The organism is Rhizobium sp. 42MFCr.1 (assembly GCF_000377185.1).
GTDB lineage: Bacteria > Pseudomonadota > Alphaproteobacteria > Rhizobiales > Rhizobiaceae > Rhizobium > Rhizobium altiplani.
Window position 1 is genome coordinate 33,522 of the sequence record NZ_KB897854.1, and the last position, 17,691, is coordinate 51,212.

General features: G+C 58.4%; 15 protein-coding genes, 2 tRNA genes and 1 pseudogene. 7 read left to right on the forward strand and 11 right to left on the reverse strand.

The window, feature by feature from the left end; genetic code table 11:
- Positions 1-35: 35 nt before the first annotated feature.
- On the reverse strand, positions 36-1,253 hold the full coding sequence (locus C934_RS0125490; RefSeq protein WP_018859391.1) for a deoxyguanosinetriphosphate triphosphohydrolase: 1,218 nt from the start codon (positions 1,251-1,253) through the stop codon (positions 36-38).
- A gap of 215 nt (positions 1,254-1,468) precedes the next feature.
- Here C934_RS0125490 and erpA point away from each other — a divergent pair, with 215 nt between their 5' ends.
- Positions 1,469-1,801, forward strand: coding sequence for an iron-sulfur cluster insertion protein ErpA (gene erpA / locus C934_RS0125495; protein WP_018859392.1), 333 nt, complete (start codon positions 1,469-1,471; stop codon positions 1,799-1,801).
- A gap of 120 nt (positions 1,802-1,921) precedes the next feature.
- The gene (xth, locus tag C934_RS0125500) at positions 1,922-2,713 is read left to right on the forward strand and encodes an exodeoxyribonuclease III (protein WP_018859393.1); all 792 of its coding nucleotides are present in this window, start codon (positions 1,922-1,924) and stop codon (positions 2,711-2,713) included.
- Positions 2,714-2,751: 38 nt separating this feature from the next.
- Here the strand turns inward: xth and exoR are convergent, their stop codons facing one another.
- The 5 genes from exoR to C934_RS0125530 all read right to left on the reverse strand — a co-directional run bounded on the left by exoR (position 2,752) and on the right by C934_RS0125530 (position 10,662).
- Entirely contained in the window at positions 2,752-3,555 is an 804-nt protein-coding gene (gene exoR, locus C934_RS0125505; RefSeq protein WP_018859394.1) for an exopolysaccharide production regulator ExoR, read from the reverse strand.
- A gap of 707 nt (positions 3,556-4,262) precedes the next feature.
- On the reverse strand, positions 4,263-5,537 hold the full coding sequence (locus C934_RS0125515) for an OmpP1/FadL family transporter (RefSeq protein ID WP_026372078.1): 1,275 nt from the start codon (positions 5,535-5,537) through the stop codon (positions 4,263-4,265).
- Positions 5,538-5,939: 402 nt separating this feature from the next.
- Positions 5,940-8,783, reverse strand: a complete 2,844-nt coding sequence (locus C934_RS0125520; RefSeq protein WP_018859397.1) for a valine--tRNA ligase — start codon at positions 8,781-8,783, stop codon at positions 5,940-5,942.
- A gap of 117 nt (positions 8,784-8,900) precedes the next feature.
- Positions 8,901-9,776 (reverse strand): PopZ family protein, encoded by an 876-nt coding sequence (locus tag C934_RS0125525; RefSeq protein ID WP_026372079.1) that lies wholly within the window; start codon positions 9,774-9,776, stop codon positions 8,901-8,903.
- A gap of 220 nt (positions 9,777-9,996) precedes the next feature.
- Complete coding sequence (locus tag C934_RS0125530; protein WP_018859399.1) at positions 9,997-10,662, reverse strand: protein-L-isoaspartate O-methyltransferase family protein; 666 nt, start codon at positions 10,660-10,662, stop codon at positions 9,997-9,999.
- A 368-nt stretch (positions 10,663-11,030) separates the two neighbouring features.
- Between C934_RS0125530 and C934_RS35285 the strand changes: the two genes are divergently transcribed.
- Complete coding sequence (locus tag C934_RS35285) at positions 11,031-11,177, forward strand: hypothetical protein (protein ID WP_018859400.1); 147 nt, start codon at positions 11,031-11,033, stop codon at positions 11,175-11,177.
- 219 nt (positions 11,178-11,396) lie between these two features.
- Here C934_RS35285 and C934_RS0125545 read toward each other — a convergent pair whose 3' ends face one another.
- The 3 genes from C934_RS0125545 to C934_RS0125555 form a co-directional block, all read right to left on the reverse strand.
- The gene (locus tag C934_RS0125545; protein WP_018859401.1) at positions 11,397-11,579 is read right to left on the reverse strand and encodes a hypothetical protein; all 183 of its coding nucleotides are present in this window, start codon (positions 11,577-11,579) and stop codon (positions 11,397-11,399) included.
- Between the two features lie 597 nt (positions 11,580-12,176).
- Positions 12,177-12,250, reverse strand: a tRNA-Cys gene (locus tag C934_RS0125550).
- 123 nt (positions 12,251-12,373) lie between these two features.
- Entirely contained in the window at positions 12,374-12,838 is a 465-nt protein-coding gene (locus C934_RS0125555) for a BA14K family protein (protein ID WP_018859402.1), read from the reverse strand.
- A 193-nt stretch (positions 12,839-13,031) separates the two neighbouring features.
- On the opposite strand from C934_RS0125555, the gene C934_RS0125560 reads away from it, so the two are divergent.
- Together C934_RS0125560 and C934_RS0125565 are read left to right on the forward strand one after the other, a co-directional pair.
- Entirely contained in the window at positions 13,032-13,673 is a 642-nt protein-coding gene (locus C934_RS0125560) for a DUF47 family protein (RefSeq protein WP_018859403.1), read from the forward strand.
- Positions 13,674-14,678: an inorganic phosphate transporter gene (locus tag C934_RS0125565; protein WP_018859404.1), complete on the forward strand. Its 1,005-nt coding sequence runs from the start codon at positions 13,674-13,676 to the stop codon at positions 14,676-14,678.
- On the opposite strand, the gene C934_RS35860 is transcribed toward C934_RS0125565, so the two are convergent.
- On the reverse strand, positions 14,679-14,975 hold the full coding sequence (locus tag C934_RS35860; protein ID WP_025659101.1) for a hypothetical protein: 297 nt from the start codon (positions 14,973-14,975) through the stop codon (positions 14,679-14,681).
- A 117-nt stretch (positions 14,976-15,092) separates the two neighbouring features.
- On the opposite strand from C934_RS35860, the gene C934_RS0125575 reads away from it, so the two are divergent.
- Positions 15,093-15,167, forward strand: a tRNA-Asn gene (locus C934_RS0125575).
- Positions 15,168-16,555: 1,388 nt separating this feature from the next.
- Here C934_RS0125575 and C934_RS0125590 read toward each other — a convergent pair.
- Positions 16,556-16,867 (reverse strand): hypothetical protein, encoded by a 312-nt coding sequence (locus C934_RS0125590; RefSeq protein WP_026372080.1) that lies wholly within the window; start codon positions 16,865-16,867, stop codon positions 16,556-16,558.
- Positions 16,868-17,149: 282 nt separating this feature from the next.
- On the opposite strand from C934_RS0125590, the pseudogene C934_RS36355 reads away from it, so the two are divergent.
- A pseudogene (locus C934_RS36355) lies at positions 17,150-17,459 on the forward strand (hypothetical protein).
- Positions 17,460-17,691 lie beyond the last annotated feature (232 nt).

Sequence of the window (17,691 nt, forward strand, 5' to 3'; positions counted from 1 at the left end):
AGGCATTTGTCCGGTCGTAGCCGGGCGACCGCTGCCTATCGCAAATCTGGAGTGTGGTCAAACAATCGCCTGTGGGCACTGATCGCGTAGGTGTCGGTCATCCCCGCCAGATAGTCGCCGACATGGCGCGCCCTCGCCGGTTCGGCAAGCCCTGCGATGTGATCCACCCAATAGTGGCTCTGCATCTCCTTTGGATTGGCCATATAGGCCCCGAAGAGATCGGTCACAATCTGCCCAGCACCGGCACGAATACGCATGATCTCGGGGTGCCGGTAGATGCGCTTGAACAGCATCGCCTTGATCTGCCGGTCAGTCTCGGACATCTCGTCGGAGAATGTCGCGATTACCCGATTGGCCAGGCGAACATCCGTTGCGCTTTTCGGCTTGATCTCCGCAAGACCCCGTTGGGCAACGGAAATGACGTCTTCGACCATCCGTGTGATCTGGCGGCGCATGATCTCGTGGGTAAAGCGGCTGGGCTCAAGGTTCGGATAGCGTTCCCGTACCTCGGCCATCAGACCGGCCAGAAACGGGATCTCCTCCAGCATCTCGAAGCTCAGGTAGCCGGAGCGAAGCCCGTCGTCGATGTCATGCGTGTTGTAGGCAATATCGTCAGCGATGGCGGCCACCTGTGCCTCAAGGCTGGCATAGGTATCCAGTTCCAGGTCGTGGATCTCGCAATAATCCAGGATCGGCTGTGGAACTGGCCCGCGTGTGCCGGCACCGTCCTTCGTCAGAAGCGGGCCGTTGTGCTTGACCAGCCCTTCAAGGCTTTCCCATGTCAGATTGATGCCATCGAAATCGGCATAGCGGCGCTCCAGCTTAGTGACGATGCGCAGCGATTGGGCGTTGTGATCGAACCCGCCGTAGGGCAGCAGAACCTCGTGCAGCGCATCCTCGCCGGTGTGACCGAAGGGCGTGTGGCCGAAATCATGGACGAGCGCCACGCCCTCAGCGAGATCTTCGTCCAGCTTCAATGCCCGGGCCAGCGCGCGGGCAACTTGCGCGACCTCGATCGTGTGCGTCAAACGGGTGCGATAATGATCGCCATCCTGGGCGATGAAGACCTGCGTCTTGTGCTTCAGCCGGCGAAATGCGGTCGTGTGAACAATACGATCCCGGTCACGCTGAAAATCCGACCGTGTCGGGCTGAAATCCTCGGGATAAAGCCTGCCGCGAGTCTTCCAAGGGTCCGCTGCATAGACGGCCCTCTCGCTGTCGCCATAACCCAAAGCATGCCTGTCGATCGTCATTCGTCACCATTACTTATATGCGGCAGCCCGCCCATTGACGCCGCCCTGCACTCTTCATACCTATAAGAGCATAAACGGCAAAGTGATGCTTTAGCAGTCACTTTGCCCGAACTGGCGCTTTCGTGGTATAGAGCGCAAGTGGCTATGAAATCTGCCGCTTGAAACGAGCGGCTAACAGATATTCTCTCCGGATCTTGACCCCGGCAGGAGCAAACATGACGGACACAAGTGTAACCCTTTCCGATGCCGCGGCAAAACGAATCGCAGCGATCGTCGGCACCGAACCAGGGAAGAGCGCGCTGCGCGTTTCCGTAGAAGGCGGCGGCTGCTCAGGCTTTTCCTACAAGTTCGACCTTGCAGATGACCCGCAGGACGACGACACGATCGTCGAAAAGAACGACGCCAAGGTGCTGATCGACAGCCTCTCGTTGGTCTACATGGCCGGATCCGAGATTGACTTCGTCGACAATCTCCTTGGCCAATCCTTCCAGATCAAGAACCCGAACGCAGTTGCAAGTTGCGGCTGCGGCACAAGCTTCTCGATCTAATCCCTATCCCTGGTATCCACATCGAACCGCCGAAAGATTCCCTTGCGGCCGGTTTTATCGTCTTGTCCGCGATCGAAAGAGCGCGATACAAGAAGCCGACGAAGCGGAATAGGACACCCCATGAAGATCGCGACCTGGAACATCAATGGCGTCAAGGCGCGCATCGACAATCTCACGCAATGGCTGAAGGACTCCGATCCCGATATCGTCTGCCTGCAGGAAATCAAGACGATCGACGAGGGCTTCCCGAGGCTCGAAATCGAAGCGATGGGCTATCATGTCGAGACACACGGCCAGAAGGGCTTCAATGGCGTCGCGATCCTTTCCAAGACCAAACCTGACGAAGTGAGCCGCGGGCTGCCGGGCGATCCGCTCGATGAGCAGGCTCGCTTCCTGGAAGCCGTCTTTTCGCTGCCGAGCAACCGCGTCGCCCGCGTGTGCTGCCTGTACCTGCCGAACGGCAATCCTGTTGAAACCGAGAAATACAGCTACAAGCTCGCCTGGATGGAACGGCTGCGCTCATTCGCGGCCGACCGTCTGGCCTACGAGGAAATCCTGATCCTCGCAGGGGACTACAACGTCATCCCGGAGCCGCATGACTGCTTCGACCCGAAGGCCTGGGAGAACGACGCGTTGTTCCTGCCGCAGACGCGCCAGGCATTCCGCAAACTAGGAGGCCTTGGACTGACGGATGCCGTGCGCGCGACGACCGATGCCGTTCAACTCTACTCGTTCTGGGATTATCAGGCGGGTGCCTGGCAGAAGAACAACGGCATTCGCATCGACCACCTGTTGCTTTCGCCCGAGGCTGCCGATCGCATGACATCATCAGCGATCGAAAAGCACGTTCGTGCCTGGGAGAAGCCGTCAGACCACGTGCCAGTCGTAGCCTACTTCGATTTCGCGGCCTGAGCTTTTTCGTTCAGATTGGCGACAGCGCTCAGCGCGCTTTAATCGGCGCCGTTGACAGCGATCTTGTGAGAAAGCGCCACGGCCGAGCGGCGATCGCTTTCCGTTGCGACGGAGAAAGCCTGCTCCTGCAGGGTCTCCATCCAACCGCAGTCCGTGGGCTTGCAGCGGTCGAGCGCCGCGGTCATTAGCGCGAGCCCGTTGGCTGCCTGCCCTTCCTGGAAGAGGATATTGCCGAAGACGGCCATGGCACCGGGATGGCCGCTCTTGCGGGCCTGGTTGAGCCACTTCTTTGCCTGCTGCGTGCTGGTGCTGCCGCCTTCGCCCGCCAGCATCATCTGTGCCAGCTGGAACTGCGCCTCGGGCACCCCGAAGGTAGACGCGACCTGGAAGTAGAGTTGACGCGCCTGGTTGAGATCGGTCTTTACAGGGCTACCGGGAATTCCGTGCTTGTAATAGTTGGCAAGCGACAGAAGGGCGTTGACGAAGAATCCTGTATCTTCAGAGCCAGGCTCGACGCCCTGCTGCGCAATCTCGCTGTAGATCTTGAAAGCTTCGAAATCATCCTGCGCGACGCCATCGCCGTCGGCATACATGTTGGCGAGCGCCCAGCGTGAGCCCGTGTGTCCCTTTTCCGCCGCGTATTTATAGGCTTCGACCGCCTCTTCCTTCTGGCCGTTCTTGTAGGCTTTGAAACCGAACTTGAAGAGGTCGAACGGGCCAGACTCCTTCGATACACCCGACTTTATGTCGAATGCACCCGCTGGGGAGACAATTGCCGCGCAACAGGCAATGGAAATCCCCATGAGCATCATTCTGAAAGGTCTGAACTCGGACGTCAGCATTTCACTCGGTTTCTTTCGATTCCACCCGTGCGGACTTTCGATCCGCGGATGCATTCCTCCCGGCGAGCGATCCCGCGGTGGGCTCAATGGCCCCTTTGCCCGCGTCGCATCCAGCCTTCCGCCCTCCTGCGAGAGCTTCAATTCCAAGCGCATCGACACTGTCCGCCCGCTGCCCGGCGCGGCTCCCCCGCGATGCCATTCGCCTCACTCCCGCGGCCCGGCTCCGCGCCTTTCCGCAGTCGAGAAAAAGGTAATCACCAATTGTGACCAAACCTGTATCGTTGTTACCGGAAGCCGATTCCGACAACGCCAATCGGTTTGAATGCGAGAAGAAAGAGAGGTTCGGAAGCGCAACGTCAGAGCGAAGTTCTGAGACGGAATAGCCTTGCGGGAAAAGGGAAATCGCGCTGGCCGCGGCATCGTTGCCGCAGGCCTTACCCACCCTGACTGTATCCGCTACGAATTCGCTCATCGTACTCTTTTACGCGCACCTTACGCCTGTCATTCCCTCGCCCGCATATAGCGCTGCGCCTAGTTTGTGGCGGGAAATGGACAATTTCAGCTTGGCATCATCTTACGCAAATGCTGGTAAAAAACTGTTGCTGAATCGTCACAAAACGAGACAGGGAAACGCCATGCTTAACGACCCGTACACAAAGAAAAGCCCGGCAGTTTTGCCGGGCTGATCTGCGGTTCATCTTTGAAACCTAGAATTTCACCTTGATGCTGGTCGAGACAGCGGCCACGAGATCATTGCCGAAGTCGTAAGAGACGTCGGTTCCGTAGGGAACACCATTCTCCACCAGCACTCCGGAGGAACCGCTCGTCAGAACGCCGAGGGCACCGGCAAGGCGCCATTCAATGTTGTCGGTCGGGTTATAAGCAGCGCCGACCCCAACCGTCCAGCTGTCCGTCTGCGAGCCATAGCCGTGGCTCGTACCGCGGTCCCAAGTCAGGCTAACAGCGCCGGTCCACTGCTCATTGAACTTGTGACCAATGCCGCCGGTAATGGTCCAGCCATCTTGATAGAGCAGATCAAGAGACGTGAGCTGAGTTCCGCTCGTGGCGGTGCAAGCCCTGCCCTTCGTGTATGTAGGGCAGAGTGAGATCGACTGGAGGACACTCCAGTTGGTCCATTTCACAGAACCAAATGCCAGCCAATCTGGCGCAATACCACTCTGAAGCTTTAGCTCCAGCGAGTCGGGAGCTTCCGCCTCGCCGAAGACATTCGTGACTGCGCCATAGGGCGCGGCATTCAGCGGTGCGACTGGCGCCCGGACCTGCGTCAGGTCAACCGTACCACTCAGGCTGTCATACTTCACACGGCTGTTATAGACCAAGCTCGCGCGCATCGCGTATTCTGGAATTTCATATGCGATGCCAGTCCGCCATCCCCAAGCATTGTCTTCAAGGTCCAACCGACCTACGCCCGTTCCGGTGCCGAATGCGATTGGAACCGTGCTAACTAGGCGCTCCTTGAAGCCTTCCACTTCCTGATAGAAGGCGCCGCCAATCAAGCGAAGCTGGCCAGGGCCCACATCAAACTTGTACGAGCACGTCGTGGCATAGTTATGCGTCTTGATCTTCGTTTCGATGTTGTTGTTGGCACCTGCCCAATTGATGCCGGGATTCGTGTGTGCGCCAAATGGCTCGGAGTAGTCGAAGAGGCAGTCCACATCTTCATACCCGGCCTTGAAACCGACGTAGGGGACTGCATAATTCTCTGTGTCGTCCGCCGAGTGGGACCGATTGTTCAGGTTTCCGCCGCCGGGCCGAATGGAAGGATCAGTGTCCCTCACATTCTTCAATTCGCGCTGCGGCATGACATAGATCACGGCCGACTGCGCTGAAAAGCGCGACTGATCAAACAGCAGATCGATATTATAGCCGCTGCGGTCAAGACCGCCCGCGAAGGACGGCTGCGCCAGCGTTGAAAATAGAACCAGCGACACAATGCTGGCCGAAGTCATACGAGATGCCAAGGTGTCTCCCCCACTCGGGCAATTGCAATGGCGGGACTGTGCCGACGATGCCGATAAATGGCAACTTTGTGATCGGGCGTGATTAGAAACTGCACCAACAGATGCTTTACGTAAAAATTTGACGGGCACGTCAATATTCCAACAATTTAGAAGAAAATTCCACGAAAGGTAAAACTACCCAAGCAATTGAGGTCGACCATTCCACGATAACGCCGCCCTGTAACAGAGAAACAACAGTCATATTTTTCGCCAAACGGCTCAAGAAAACGTGTGAAATCAAGGATTCCCGTCAGCGATCCCGGCAAGCCTGGCCTTGAAATCCATCAATCTCGACCGAGCCTGAAAAAAGGCGCCCGATTCGCAATCGGACGCCTTAGAATATATTACTACCAAGCGTTGATTTTATGCCGCCTCAGACACACGCGATAGTGCAACCCGCAGGCTGGCGATCTGGCCTTGCAATTCCTCGAGGCGATCACGTTCAGCGGCGACCACCTCAGGGTTGGCATTCGCGACGAACTTCTCGTTCGAGAGTTTGCCGTTGATGCGGGCGATCTCACCGTCGGCCTTGGCGATCGCCTTCTCGAGGCGAGCTTTCTCCGCGGCAAGGTCGATCAGGGTGCCGAGCGGCAGGCAGACAGTTGCCTCGGCAACGATGATCTGCGCGGCTCCCTTCGGTGCCTCGCTGCCCAGCGAGATGGCGTCGACACGGGCAAGACGCTTGATCGCGGCGTCGTGCCGAACGAGCCGCTCGCGCGTCAGGCTGTTGGCGTCCACAACGACCAACGGAGCAACGGCAGACGGCGGAACGTTCATTTCGGCGCGAACCGAGCGAATGCCGGAAACCAGATCGATCAGCCAGTTGATCTCATCGGCCGCCGCATCGTCGGCGTAGGACGGCGCCGGCCATTCGGCATGGCAAACCAGCGTGTCGCGTTCGATGCCCTCGCCTGCGGTGTGCGCCCAGAGTTCTTCCGTCATGAACGGCATGAAGGGATGCAGGAGCTTGTAAATTTCTTCCAGGATGTAGGCCGCGCAGGCCTGCGCTTCCTTTTTAGCACCCTCGTCCGTGCCGTTGAAGACTGGCTTCAGCAGCTCGAGATACCAGTCGCAGACCTGATTCCAGACGAAGCGATAGAGCGCCCCTGCTGCATCGTTGAAGCGGTAGGATTCCAGGGCTTCCGTTACGTCACGCTCGGTACGGGCAAGCTCCGTCAGGATCCAGCGGTTGATCGTCAGTTCAGCTGCTTCCGGCACGAAATGCGGATCGCTCTTGGCGCCATTCATCTCGGCAAACCGCGTCGCATTCCAAAGCTTTGTGCCGAAGTTGCGGTAGCCGGCAATGCGGGCTGGATCGAGCTTCACGTCACGACCCTGGGCTGCCATGATCGCCAGCGTGAAGCGTAGCGCGTCGGCGCCGTATTCATCGATCAGTTCCAGCGGATCGATGACGTTGCCCTTGGACTTCGACATCTTCTGGCCGTTCTTGTCGCGGACCAGCGCGTGGACATAAACCGTGTGGAACGGCTCGACCGGAACGCCATCGTCATCCTTCATGAAATGCAGGCCCATCATCATCATGCGGGCAACCCAGAAGAAGATGATGTCGAAGCCGGTGACCAGAACGTTGGTCGGATAGTAGCGGTCCAGCTCCGGCGTCTGTTCCGGCCAGCCGAGCGTCGAGAACGGCCACAGCGCGGAGGAGAACCAGGTGTCGAGAACGTCTTCATCGCGCGTCAGGATTTCGCCGGGCTTGAAGTTCTCGAGCAGGTCTTCGACGTAGGCCTTCATCGGGCCTTCGTGCGAGAGATAGTGCTGGATCGCCGCCTGCAGCGCTTCTTCTTCGGTCTTTTCAACGAAGACCTGACCATCCGGACCGTACCAGGCCGGGATCTGATGGCCCCACCAGAGCTGACGGGAAACGCACCACGGCTGGATGTTCTCCATCCACTCGTAATACGTCTTGTCCCAACTGCGCGGAACGAGCTTAGTCCGGCCTTCACGGACCGAGGCGATCGCCGGTGCCGCGAGCGTCTTGGCGTCGACGTACCATTGCTCCGTCAGGCGCGGCTCGATCGGGACACCACCACGGTCACCGTGGGGAACCATGTGTTTGTGCGGCTCGACCTTGTCGAGCAGGCCGCCTTCTTCAAAGATACGAACGATGATCTTGCGGGCCTCGAAACGATCCTTGCCCTCAAGTTCGTCCCAGGCGCCGTGCAATGCGGCGGCATCCGGAATCCCCTCCAGGAAATCCTCATTATCCTTGAGCGTGATCCGAGCGTCGGCAGTGAGCACGTTGACGACTCGCAGACCGGCACGCTTGCCAACATCGAAGTCGTTGAAATCATGTGCCGGCGTCATCTTGACAGCGCCGGTTCCGGCCGTCGGGTCCGGATAATCATCGGCGACAATCGGAATTCGCCGACCAACGATCGGCAGGATGACATGCTTGCCGACGAGCGGCTTGTAGCGCTCATCCTTCGGGTTCACCGCGACGCCCGTGTCGCCAAGCATCGTTTCCGGGCGAGTGGTCGCGACGACGATATAGTCACGCGTTTCCCATTCCGTTGCCTTGCCGTCGTCATCGAAGGCGATGGGATGCTGATAGGTGACGCCGGGCTCCAACGGATAGCGGAAGTACCAGAGATTTCCGTTGACCTCGTGCTGCTCCACCTCGATGTCGGAGATCGCCGTCAGGAGTTTCGGATCCCAGTTGACAAGGCGCTTGTCCCGATAGATTAGGCCTTCCTTGTAAAGCGTTACAAAGACTTCAAGAACGGCCTCCGAAAGCCCCTCGTCCATCGTGAAGCGCTCACGCGACCAATCGCAGGAGGCGCCGAGGCGCTTCAACTGGTTGAAGATAAGGCCGCCCGATTCCGCCTTCCACTCCCAGACCTTATCGATGAAGGCTTCGCGCCCCATGTCGCGGCGACCTGGCAGCTGCTGTTCCATCAGCTTGCGCTCGACAACCATCTGGGTGGCGATGCCAGCATGGTCCATGCCCGGCTGCCAGAGCACATCCTTGCCACGCATGCGCTCGAAGCGGACCATGATGTCCTGCAGCGTGTTGTTCAGCGCGTGCCCCATGTGCAGCGAGCCGGTCACGTTCGGCGGCGGGATGACGATGGTAAAAGTCTCGGCGCCCGGCTTGGCGTTGGCGCCCGCGCGGAAGGCGTCCGCCTCATCCCATTTCGCAGCGATTTTCGGTTCAACGGTAGCGGAATCGTAGGTCTTGTCGAGCATTTGGGGACCAAAATCTGGAGGTTCTTAGATGCGGGTTGTAAATAGGATGGCTACGGGCAAGTCAATAAAAAAGCCGCCCCGGAGACCGGAGCGGCTTTTGAGCAAAGGCGTTTCCGATCAGCGGCGCGGGCCACGCGCCACGCGTTCGATCTCTTCGCGCACGAGACGTTCGACCAGCGTCGGCAGATTGTCGTCCAGCCATTCGCGCAGCATGGGGCGCAGCATGTCTTCGGCGATCTCATCAAACGACCGGCGCTCGGCACCATCGATTGCGGCGGCAAGCTCCTCAAAGGAACGAGCGATCTGCAGTCCGGCGTCGTGCGAGAGCAGCGCTGGCTGCTGCTCGTGCTCAACAACGCTTGGCATTGTTTCTTTCGCAGCCTCGGCGACAGCGGCAACTGCTACCTCGGCCGCGGGAACGACAGCTGGTCGCGGCTCCATGGCAACGACCGGAGGTAGCTCGAATGGAACCTCTACCGGCGGGCGAACAGCAACAATTTTCGCCGCAGGAACTGAAAAGGGTGCGGTAACGGCTTCCGTAGGGCGCGGGGACAGCGGTGCCTCGCCGACAGCGTCCGGCGTTTCAGTCCTCACCTCGGTGGCTCTTGCTTCCGGCGGCCGAAATGCCGGCGGCACTTCGCGCTGCAACTGCGCAGCGTTCCTCTCCGAGGCGGCACGGACGCGCGCAGCGACATCGGCAAGAGACATGGCGCGCGGCTGTGCCTCCGGCACGGGAGCCGACCCTGCCGAGTTGGCCGCGACGAAACGCGGATCGGGCTGAGCGACCGTTTCAGGGAATTCCACGCCAGCGTAGGTCTCGTCCACCGTCAAATGAATGTCCGAGTCGCGATCGTCCTCGTCAGCACCATAAACCGCCGGCAGTGACGCGGAGAGTGCCCTGCCCGCACCGGGGTCATTGCTCTCGATGATCTGGCGGATCGACGCCAGAATCTCTTCCATGGACGGTTCACGCGCTACGCTTGGCTGAGCCATATCTATCCCCGTTACTCCGAAAAACGACCGGATTGCGTGGAATGGGCATCCGAATCACCCATACCTTAGGATAGCCGAGGATTTAAAAAAATCATCGCGAATCAAATGAATGATGCCATGCACAGCTTTTCTGCCACGCTGCCTGGCGCTCGGATTCCATGGCGGGAAAGAAAACGGGCGCCAGAGGCGCCCGTCGAGAATCGGTCATCGGAGCTTTGGCTCAGAATACGAATTCACGCGCCTTGGCAAAGCCGGGCAGCGGCTTCACGGAGGCGTTGAAATAGACGTTTTCGGAAATTGTGCCGCGCTCGCTCACGAAAACCTTCGCACGCGCCGAACCGCCGTAGCCCTGTACGGTGACCAGACGGCCACCATCACGAAGCTGCGACAGCAAGGAGGAAGGAACCTCCTCGACCGAGCCGCTGACGAAAATGAGATCATAGGGAGCGCCTGACGCGTTGCCCGCATTGAGCGGCCCCGTGACGACCGACACATTTGTGTAGGCGGCGAGGTTGGTCTTGGCTTCCGCCGCCAGCGTTTCCTCCTCTTCAACGGCGATCACCGTACCGGCAAGCTGCGAGAAAAGAGCCGATACATAGCCACTGCCAGCGCCGATCTCGAGGACGACGTCATCCTTCGTGACAGCCGCAAGCTGGAGCAGCTTTGCAAGCGGCGACGGCTGCATGAGGTAGCGCGCCGGCTTGCCGGCCGCTGCAGGACAGATTTCAACATCACGATCGATATAGGCGAGCGGCTTGGCCTTCTCAGGAACGAAAGCCTCGCGCGGCACCGTGAGGAAGGCCGTCAGCACTGAATGCGAGGTGACGTCCGTCGTGCGAAGCTGGTTGTCGACCATGTTTGCGCGTGCTGATTCGAAATTCATCATGTCCTCTCGCCCGTAGAAGCGGCTTTGTCTGCACGTCTCTTAATCTCAGCACACCGGCCTTTCAAGGCTTCGCGAATGCCTGCGCCAAGAATTCCAGTACGAGTGTCGCGGAAGTGACCCGACCGCAATCCTTCATGGAACAAACGCGGGCGCCGTGATATTGTTGCAACCGGAGGAACAGAGGAGGAGTAGGCCATGCCTAATATCATCGAATATCTCTCGTTGTTCGACTTCTTCATCATCGCAACACTGGTCGGCATCTTTTGCTGCGGTCTTTTCGATCGTGAAACGAGCTGACTGCCTGCCTTCAGGCCGTTGTCAGGTTCTGCCCCAATAGTGTCGTTCCCTTGGGATTCGACGGACGGGACATGGCAATCAAACCAATCTTGCTGGGCAGCCTTTTCATCTGCGTGCTGCTCGCGATCATTCTCCTGATTCCCTTTGTGCGTGTCGGCGCGCCGAATGTCGCGACGTCGGGCGTGTCGCCAGTGCCGTCACTGCAGCGAGTGAACTGAACGCCAACGGGGGCGTTTTCGCTGGGTGACAAATGGACCGCCACTGCAAGGTTCTTTTTAGGCAAGAACAAACGACGAAACATAGCTCTAAGCACCAATAGCGGCCGTCAAACAGGAGCTGTAGCGTATCGACGCCGACCTTGGAGCCTCCCCAGCCCCTCCCCGGTCGACAACCCGGCCGGGGCCCTTGATAGCCGCGGCCGGGGCCGCCCGGCGGGCCTATTGCAGTTCCGTTTCCTCTTCTATGTCGACGAGAATGCCGTAGCGCAGCGCTTCTTCCTTTGCCTCTTTCAGGGCCTCGTCGATCAGTATCACCAGCACGTCGGCGTGCCGCTCGCGCTTCGCCATTTCCCGCGCCACGCTCAGGGCAAAGATCAATTGCGGCATTTGGGTCGCCGGCATGGGAGGCGCTCCTAACAACTCAACACAAAGCTTAGGGCCTATCGAAAATTCGGCAATCCGACGATTTGGGTATGGAAGACATGCGCCAGCGCTAGTGTTGTGTGGATTCTCACTATGCCGATGGAGCAATTGCCAAAGCAGGTGAACTTGGCGGCGCGGGAACGGACGCAACAAAGAGAGTGCTGTCGACACTGAAGGCTCTTACGTCGAGGCGGCAACCCAGAAGCCGGGAGGGCCAGCCTACTTGGCTAGCCCCTCCAGCATTTCGGGACAGTGAACATACCCCCGCCGAGTCTGCCACGGGCAATGGACCTGTTCAGCAAGTGGGTCCGGTGCCTCAAAGCCCCACCGTCCTCCGCAGACTTGCAAGAGACACAATAGCCCCGTAGCAGGGGCTATCCTAGACGGACCTAGGTCCTAATCCGATTGGAGTAGGTGGTTGCCGAGGTTAGGCTCGAAGTTTCGTCGGATGAAACCAGCACGTTGAATTCGCCGCTGTTGTCGACCGAATGGCGGCCTGAAGACGCGACCACAACACCGCGGCACTGTGGGAAACACAGCCGCAAAATCAATGACTGCAGAATGTATGGGAAGGTTTGGAGGCCTCGCCCGGAATTGAACCGGGGTACAAGGATTTGCAGTCCTCTGCGTCACCACTCCGCCACGAGGCCTCACGACGCTTCATGACTGAAGCGTTGGCGGGCATTTAGAATGAATAGAAATCGAGTGCAAGGGGGTAGTTGAAAAACCGGCGGTATTTTGGATCGTCATGCCGCCGGTTCCGTAATCAACCACTAGTAGGGCGAATAGCACTGCCGCCGCGGACCGTAATAGGGCTGATAGGTGTTGTCATAGGCCCGATAGGACCGGTAGCGGCTGTAACACCAGTCGACGTGCGAATTGCCCACCGGTCTGGCCTGCGGCTGCGAAGCGATCAGACCGCCGATGAGTGCGCCGGCAGCAAGACCGCCGAGCAGCGCGCCAGTATCGTTGTAATCGTTGCGGTAGTAGCCGTCGCGATAATAGCGATTTCCGTAGTGCCGATTTCCGTAGTCGCGATTCCCGTAGTGGCCATGGCGGTAGCCGCCACAACGATAGATGTTGCAGCGGTCGAAGCCGCGGCTGTTTCTGACGCCGGAATCTCCAAACCCACCGCGACTCTGAGCGGAATGCTCATCGCCTGAGTTTTCGGCAAAAGACGGACCGACGCCAGCGAGGCTCGTCGCAATTGCCAACATCAATACCGCAAGTTTTTTCATTCCGGCACCTTCTAATTTCGTACGCACTTCGCGTGAAGAACGCTCAGGATAATAACGTCCAAAAAGCTTCCAAGTTCCGCCTTACGCCTTCCATCTCCGGGCGAAAAGAATCGCGGCTGGTGCAATTGTGACACTTTTATTGCAAGTCCCGCTATTTTATGACGACCTTCAAAAATAGCTATGGATGGATGGAATGCTCAGCTGGTTTCGTAAACTTCTTCCTCGCGAGGATCAGTTCTTTGATCTCTTTGCACAGCACTCCCGAACAATCGTCGGCGCGGCGGAAGCGCTCAACCAATTGCTTGCAGGCAAGGATATCGAACACCATTGCGACCGGATCGTCGCGCTCGAAAACGATGCCGACAACATCACGCGCGAGGTGCTGCTTGCGGTCCGCCGGAGCTTCATCACGCCTTTCGACCGTGTTGATATCAAGGATCTGATCCAGTCGATGGATGATGCGATCGACATGATGCATAAGACCGTCAAGACGATCCGTCTCTTCGAGCAAACCGAATTCGATCCGCGCATGCAGGAAATGGGAGCGGCGATCGTCCAGGCAGCACACCTCATAGCCGAGGCGGTCCCCCTGCTCAGCCGCATCAACTCCAATGCCCCGCGCCTGATGGCGATCACCGAGGAAGTCACCCGCGTCGAAGGACGCTCCGACGAACTGCACGACAATGGTTTGAAGGGACTCTTCGTACGGCATGGCGCGTCGAATGCGATGGCCTATATCATTGGCAGCGAAATCTACGGCGAACTCGAGAAGGTCGTCGATCGCTTCGAGGACGTTGCCAATGAAATCAGCGGCATCGTGATCGAGAACGTCTAGATGGACGCCACCCTCGCCTTTCCATTGCTGGCGGCTCTCATCGCGGTCGCTCTCTTCTTCGACTTTCTGAACGGCCTGCACGATACCGCGAACTCGATCGCGACGATCGTTTCGACGCGTGTGCTCAGGCCGCACCACGCGGTCGTCTGGGCCGCTTTCTTCAATTTCATCGCGTTCCTGTTCTTCGGCCTGCACGTGGCTGAGACCTTGGGGACGGGCATCATCGATCCCAACATCGTGACGCCGCTGGTGATCTTCTCGGCGCTGATGGGCGCAATCATCTGGAATATCGTCACCTGGATCTTCGGTATCCCCTCCAGTTCCTCCCATGCGCTGGTCGGCGGGCTGGTAGGCGCTGGCCTCGCAAAGGTCGGCTTCAGCTCGATCGTATGGGGCGGATTGCTAAAAACAGCCGGCGCGATCGTCATGTCGCCGCTGATCGGCTTCATCCTGGCGCTCTTCCTCGTTCTTGCCGTTTCCTGGATCTTCGTTCGGCAAACGCCGTTCGCCGTCGATCGGACGTTCCGCCTCATGCAGTTCGTTTCCGCCTCTCTCTACTCGCTGGGCCATGGCGGCAATGATGCGCAGAAGACAATGGGCATCATAGCAGTGCTCCTCTATTCGCAGGGTTATCTCGGCGGAACCTTCCACGTACCGCTCTGGGTGGTCCTGTCCTGTCAGACAGCCATGGCAATGGGAACGCTCTTCGGCGGCTGGCGAATCGTTCACACGATGGGATCGAAGATAACCCGCCTTAACCCGATGCAGGGATTCTGCGCGGAGACCGGCGGCGCGCTGACGCTCTTTGCGGCCACGTGGCTCGGCATCCCTGTTTCCACGACGCACACGATCACCGGCGCCATCATCGGCGTTGGCGCGGCACGGCGCGTTTCAGCCGTCCGCTGGGGCCTGGCGGGCAACATCGTCGTCGCCTGGGTCATTACGCTTCCGGCAGCGGCACTCATTTCCGCATTCTTCTACTGGGCTGCAGGCCTGTTCAGCTGATCAAGGGGCGGGTTTCCGCCCCTTCTTCCACCAGACGGACAATCGCCGCCGCATCCGCCGGACGAGAGGAAGGTCGTGCGATAGAATAAGGAACCCCAGCGGAAGCATCCAGAAGCCGAGGACGGGCAGGAATCCCAAAAAACCGCCCAGGATCAGCACAACGCCGATCGACATCCGGGCAAGGCGCGACCGCGGGAATGGGAAACTTACGGACCCCAGAATGAGACGGCCCGTGGTGTGGTCGATGCCAAATCGCTTGGCGGCCGGTTTTCCAGTGGTATCATGTGCTTCAGTCATCCACAGGAGATGGGGTTATACAGAACGAATACAAGCGGATGTCATTTTTTTGAAAAAACCGCTTGGCAAATCGGGCAAGCATTTGTATTAGGCCACTCACACCGCGGCGAGCGGTGATCCCTGGTAGCTCAGCGGTAGAGCATTCGACTGTTAATCGACAGGTCGCCGGTTCGAATCCGGCCCGGGGAGCCAGTTTCAGAGATAAACGCCTGCTTTTGTTGATATTCCAAAAGCAGGCGTTTTCTTTCCCCACTTTTGAAATCGCGTTTGGCCGATTGGTTCCTGTGGATAATCTTCTACGACGTCCACGCCAGGCTGTGGTGGAATCAGAAAATTTGCGTCCGCTGCTCACCGTTCGACCATAGACCGGGAACTTTTCCTCGCCTCAGCGGTTTCCCTCACGCAGCGCTTCCAACACGCTGTGGGACTTGCATCGCCCAACATCCAGGTCCGCGTTAGGCCCGGCGCCGGCTCCCTGCCCGCCGGGCGAGTGCTTGTATGTCCGGTCCGATCTTTCACAATTCTCCCACCCAAATGCGCGCTATAATAGCATTTGCGCACTGCTTGTCTCGATTATCGTGACCGCCAGGCTCCGGCCCTCTTCAATTTCCGCATTCTTGAATCCAATGCGCGCCCTCCAACGGCGTTGCGAGATCGGTGTATTGAAACTGGGGATCTGCAGCATGGAATCAGCAATATACTTCGGAACTGGCGTCGTAGTAGCGAAGCGGACAGATGCATTCCCCTGGGAGGTCAGTGGGTGTTCTTGTCATCGATAACAGCCACTTTCCAGCCCCGTCCCACGGCTTAGGGACGATCCTCTACGAAAAAGACGCCATAGAAGAACTTTGGGAGAAAAGACCAGGATCTCGGTGGTCGCGTCCCGATCTCCAGATTCTGACCGGCGAGGGAGACAAGGCAGAGCTGAGCGGCACTTACGCTGTGCCGATCGCGCCGGGAGAAAAGTATGTTGTCGGCATCTTTGAAAATGGGTCTGGCCCCCTCTCAGACCCACATGTCCGCTGCACTGGCACCATAACAGCGGTGCCAGGCGCGCCGAAAACAACCGATCTCATAACCGACGGTGAGAACGGATCAGGCGAAGGGGAGTTTTGATTTCGTGTTTCCGCAGGCGATGACCACCGTGCAATGAACATATTGCAGGATTTCCACCTCCCAACGATGGATATTGACGATTGGCCGGAAACCGGTCGCCCGTATTCAATCGGATTCGCTTATGTCGAGAATACATTTGCATCGATCCCAACGGACCGCCCAAATATTTGGGTGGGATCGTGGGGCTTGGAGCATGATGCCCCCCTGGAGTCGGATGAGGGAGCCGGAAACTTTCTAATGAAACTTTCGCTGCCGACCGGGTCCAGGGAGACCGTATCGAGCAGAACTGTAAAGCTGCGATGCCCCACGACCACGACCGGCGATGACTTCGGTTACGAGGTCGATGTGACATTCTCTGTCGAATACGGTCGATGATAGTGGCAGTTCTCAAAGAAAAGCCGCCGACATTCGCGCCGACGGCTTCTTTTCGTGGGTGCCACGGTTGGCGCCCGTGGCACTGCTGACTAGAAGTTAAAATACAGGCTCACACCTGACCTACGATTGTAGGGGTAATAGTCGCGATAGCCGTATCGGGGATAGCCGTAATACCGCGGACGGTAGCACGAGCCGTAATACCGACAGTCGCGATAAGCGTACCGCCGATTCTTCCAGTGGCCATTCGCATATCCGTTGCCGTGGCCGCGGTGCTTGACCTGCTCGACGTCGGCGGTGTGGATAGGTGCTGCTTTCGGCACGCCAATTGGCGCGGCGTTTAGCGGCAGGGCGAAAGATCCAGCCAGGACCATGGCTGCGAGTGCGGCCAAAATCTTCTTCATCATCGGATCATCCTTTCAGGCTGCGAGCCTGGGTTAACAGGCATTAACCTCCGATGAACGGCTGCGCGCTGCGGACTTCGCAATAAAGTCAGCCGGCGCGCTGCTTTTGTTGGAGCAGGTAATGACCACGCCAGCCATTGGTGTAGTTCCCGGAAAATGAGATCGAAGAGCTCAGCCCTAGATGCTCCTCCTAACACCTCGCGCATACAGGCTTCGGCTCAGCATCGGAACAATTTTACCTGCAGAAGAAATAGCCCGCGAAGGTTGGGCGACCGGTGAAAAATCCGCGCGATTTTTGCCGCTGGTCTGGCGACCTCCGCTTTTGCCCAATCCGTTCCCGACCCAATCGGCCCGACCAATGGCGGCTCGAAAAATCCGAGCTCCAGCACCTACCCCGGCGACTAAACGAGCAGTGAAACGGCACGCATCCGATCACTGTCGCTCCGGTTGACCCGATGACAACGCCGAGCATCACACCACAGCCGAGGCGCTGGATTGCCGAGGCATGCCGCAAGCGAATTCGGGTGTTGATACCCGTGGTAGCGAGAGCGGCGTATCCATCAGTGACGCCTGCCGCGAAAGCGACGACTGATCTGACACATCGTTGATTTCCAAAGGGCCGGTGTAACCGGCCCTTCAGATTGCTGACAAACCCCTGGCACCGTCTGGGGGTTTGTGATTCATTGGGACATGTTGAAGAAACCTGCCCCCACCCAGACGGCTCTTGAGATGGTGACGCTCGACAGTCTGGTGCCGAAGGATCACCTGCTGCGCAAGATCGACGCGGTGATCGACTTTTCCTTCATCCATGATCGTGTTGCGGG

Excerpts from the sequence above, each read along its gene's own strand:
- xth (WP_018859393.1), top strand. The coding sequence starts at position 1,922 with ATGAAGATCGCGACCTGGAACATCAATGGCGTCAAGGCGCGCATCGAC.
- C934_RS35285 (WP_018859400.1), top strand. The coding sequence starts at position 11,031 with ATGGCAATCAAACCAATCTTGCTGGGCAGCCTTTTCATCTGCGTGCTG.
- C934_RS0125520 (WP_018859397.1), bottom strand. The coding sequence starts at position 8,783 with ATGCTCGACAAGACCTACGATTCCGCTACCGTTGAACCGAAAATCGCT.
- erpA (WP_018859392.1), top strand. The coding sequence starts at position 1,469 with ATGACGGACACAAGTGTAACCCTTTCCGATGCCGCGGCAAAACGAATC.
- exoR (WP_018859394.1), bottom strand. The coding sequence starts at position 3,555 with ATGCTGACGTCCGAGTTCAGACCTTTCAGAATGATGCTCATGGGGATT.
- C934_RS0125530 (WP_018859399.1), bottom strand. The coding sequence starts at position 10,662 with ATGATGAATTTCGAATCAGCACGCGCAAACATGGTCGACAACCAGCTT.
- C934_RS0125565 (WP_018859404.1), top strand. The coding sequence starts at position 13,674 with ATGGACGCCACCCTCGCCTTTCCATTGCTGGCGGCTCTCATCGCGGTC.
- C934_RS0125560 (WP_018859403.1), top strand. The coding sequence starts at position 13,032 with ATGCTCAGCTGGTTTCGTAAACTTCTTCCTCGCGAGGATCAGTTCTTT.
- C934_RS0125555 (WP_018859402.1), bottom strand. The coding sequence starts at position 12,838 with ATGAAAAAACTTGCGGTATTGATGTTGGCAATTGCGACGAGCCTCGCT.
- C934_RS0125490 (WP_018859391.1), bottom strand. The coding sequence starts at position 1,253 with ATGACGATCGACAGGCATGCTTTGGGTTATGGCGACAGCGAGAGGGCC.
- C934_RS0125545 (WP_018859401.1), bottom strand. The coding sequence starts at position 11,579 with ATGCCGGCGACCCAAATGCCGCAATTGATCTTTGCCCTGAGCGTGGCG.
- C934_RS0125590 (WP_026372080.1), bottom strand. The coding sequence starts at position 16,867 with ATGAAGAAGATTTTGGCCGCACTCGCAGCCATGGTCCTGGCTGGATCT.
- C934_RS35860 (WP_025659101.1), bottom strand. The coding sequence starts at position 14,975 with ATGACTGAAGCACATGATACCACTGGAAAACCGGCCGCCAAGCGATTT.
- C934_RS0125525 (WP_026372079.1), bottom strand. The coding sequence starts at position 9,776 with ATGGCTCAGCCAAGCGTAGCGCGTGAACCGTCCATGGAAGAGATTCTG.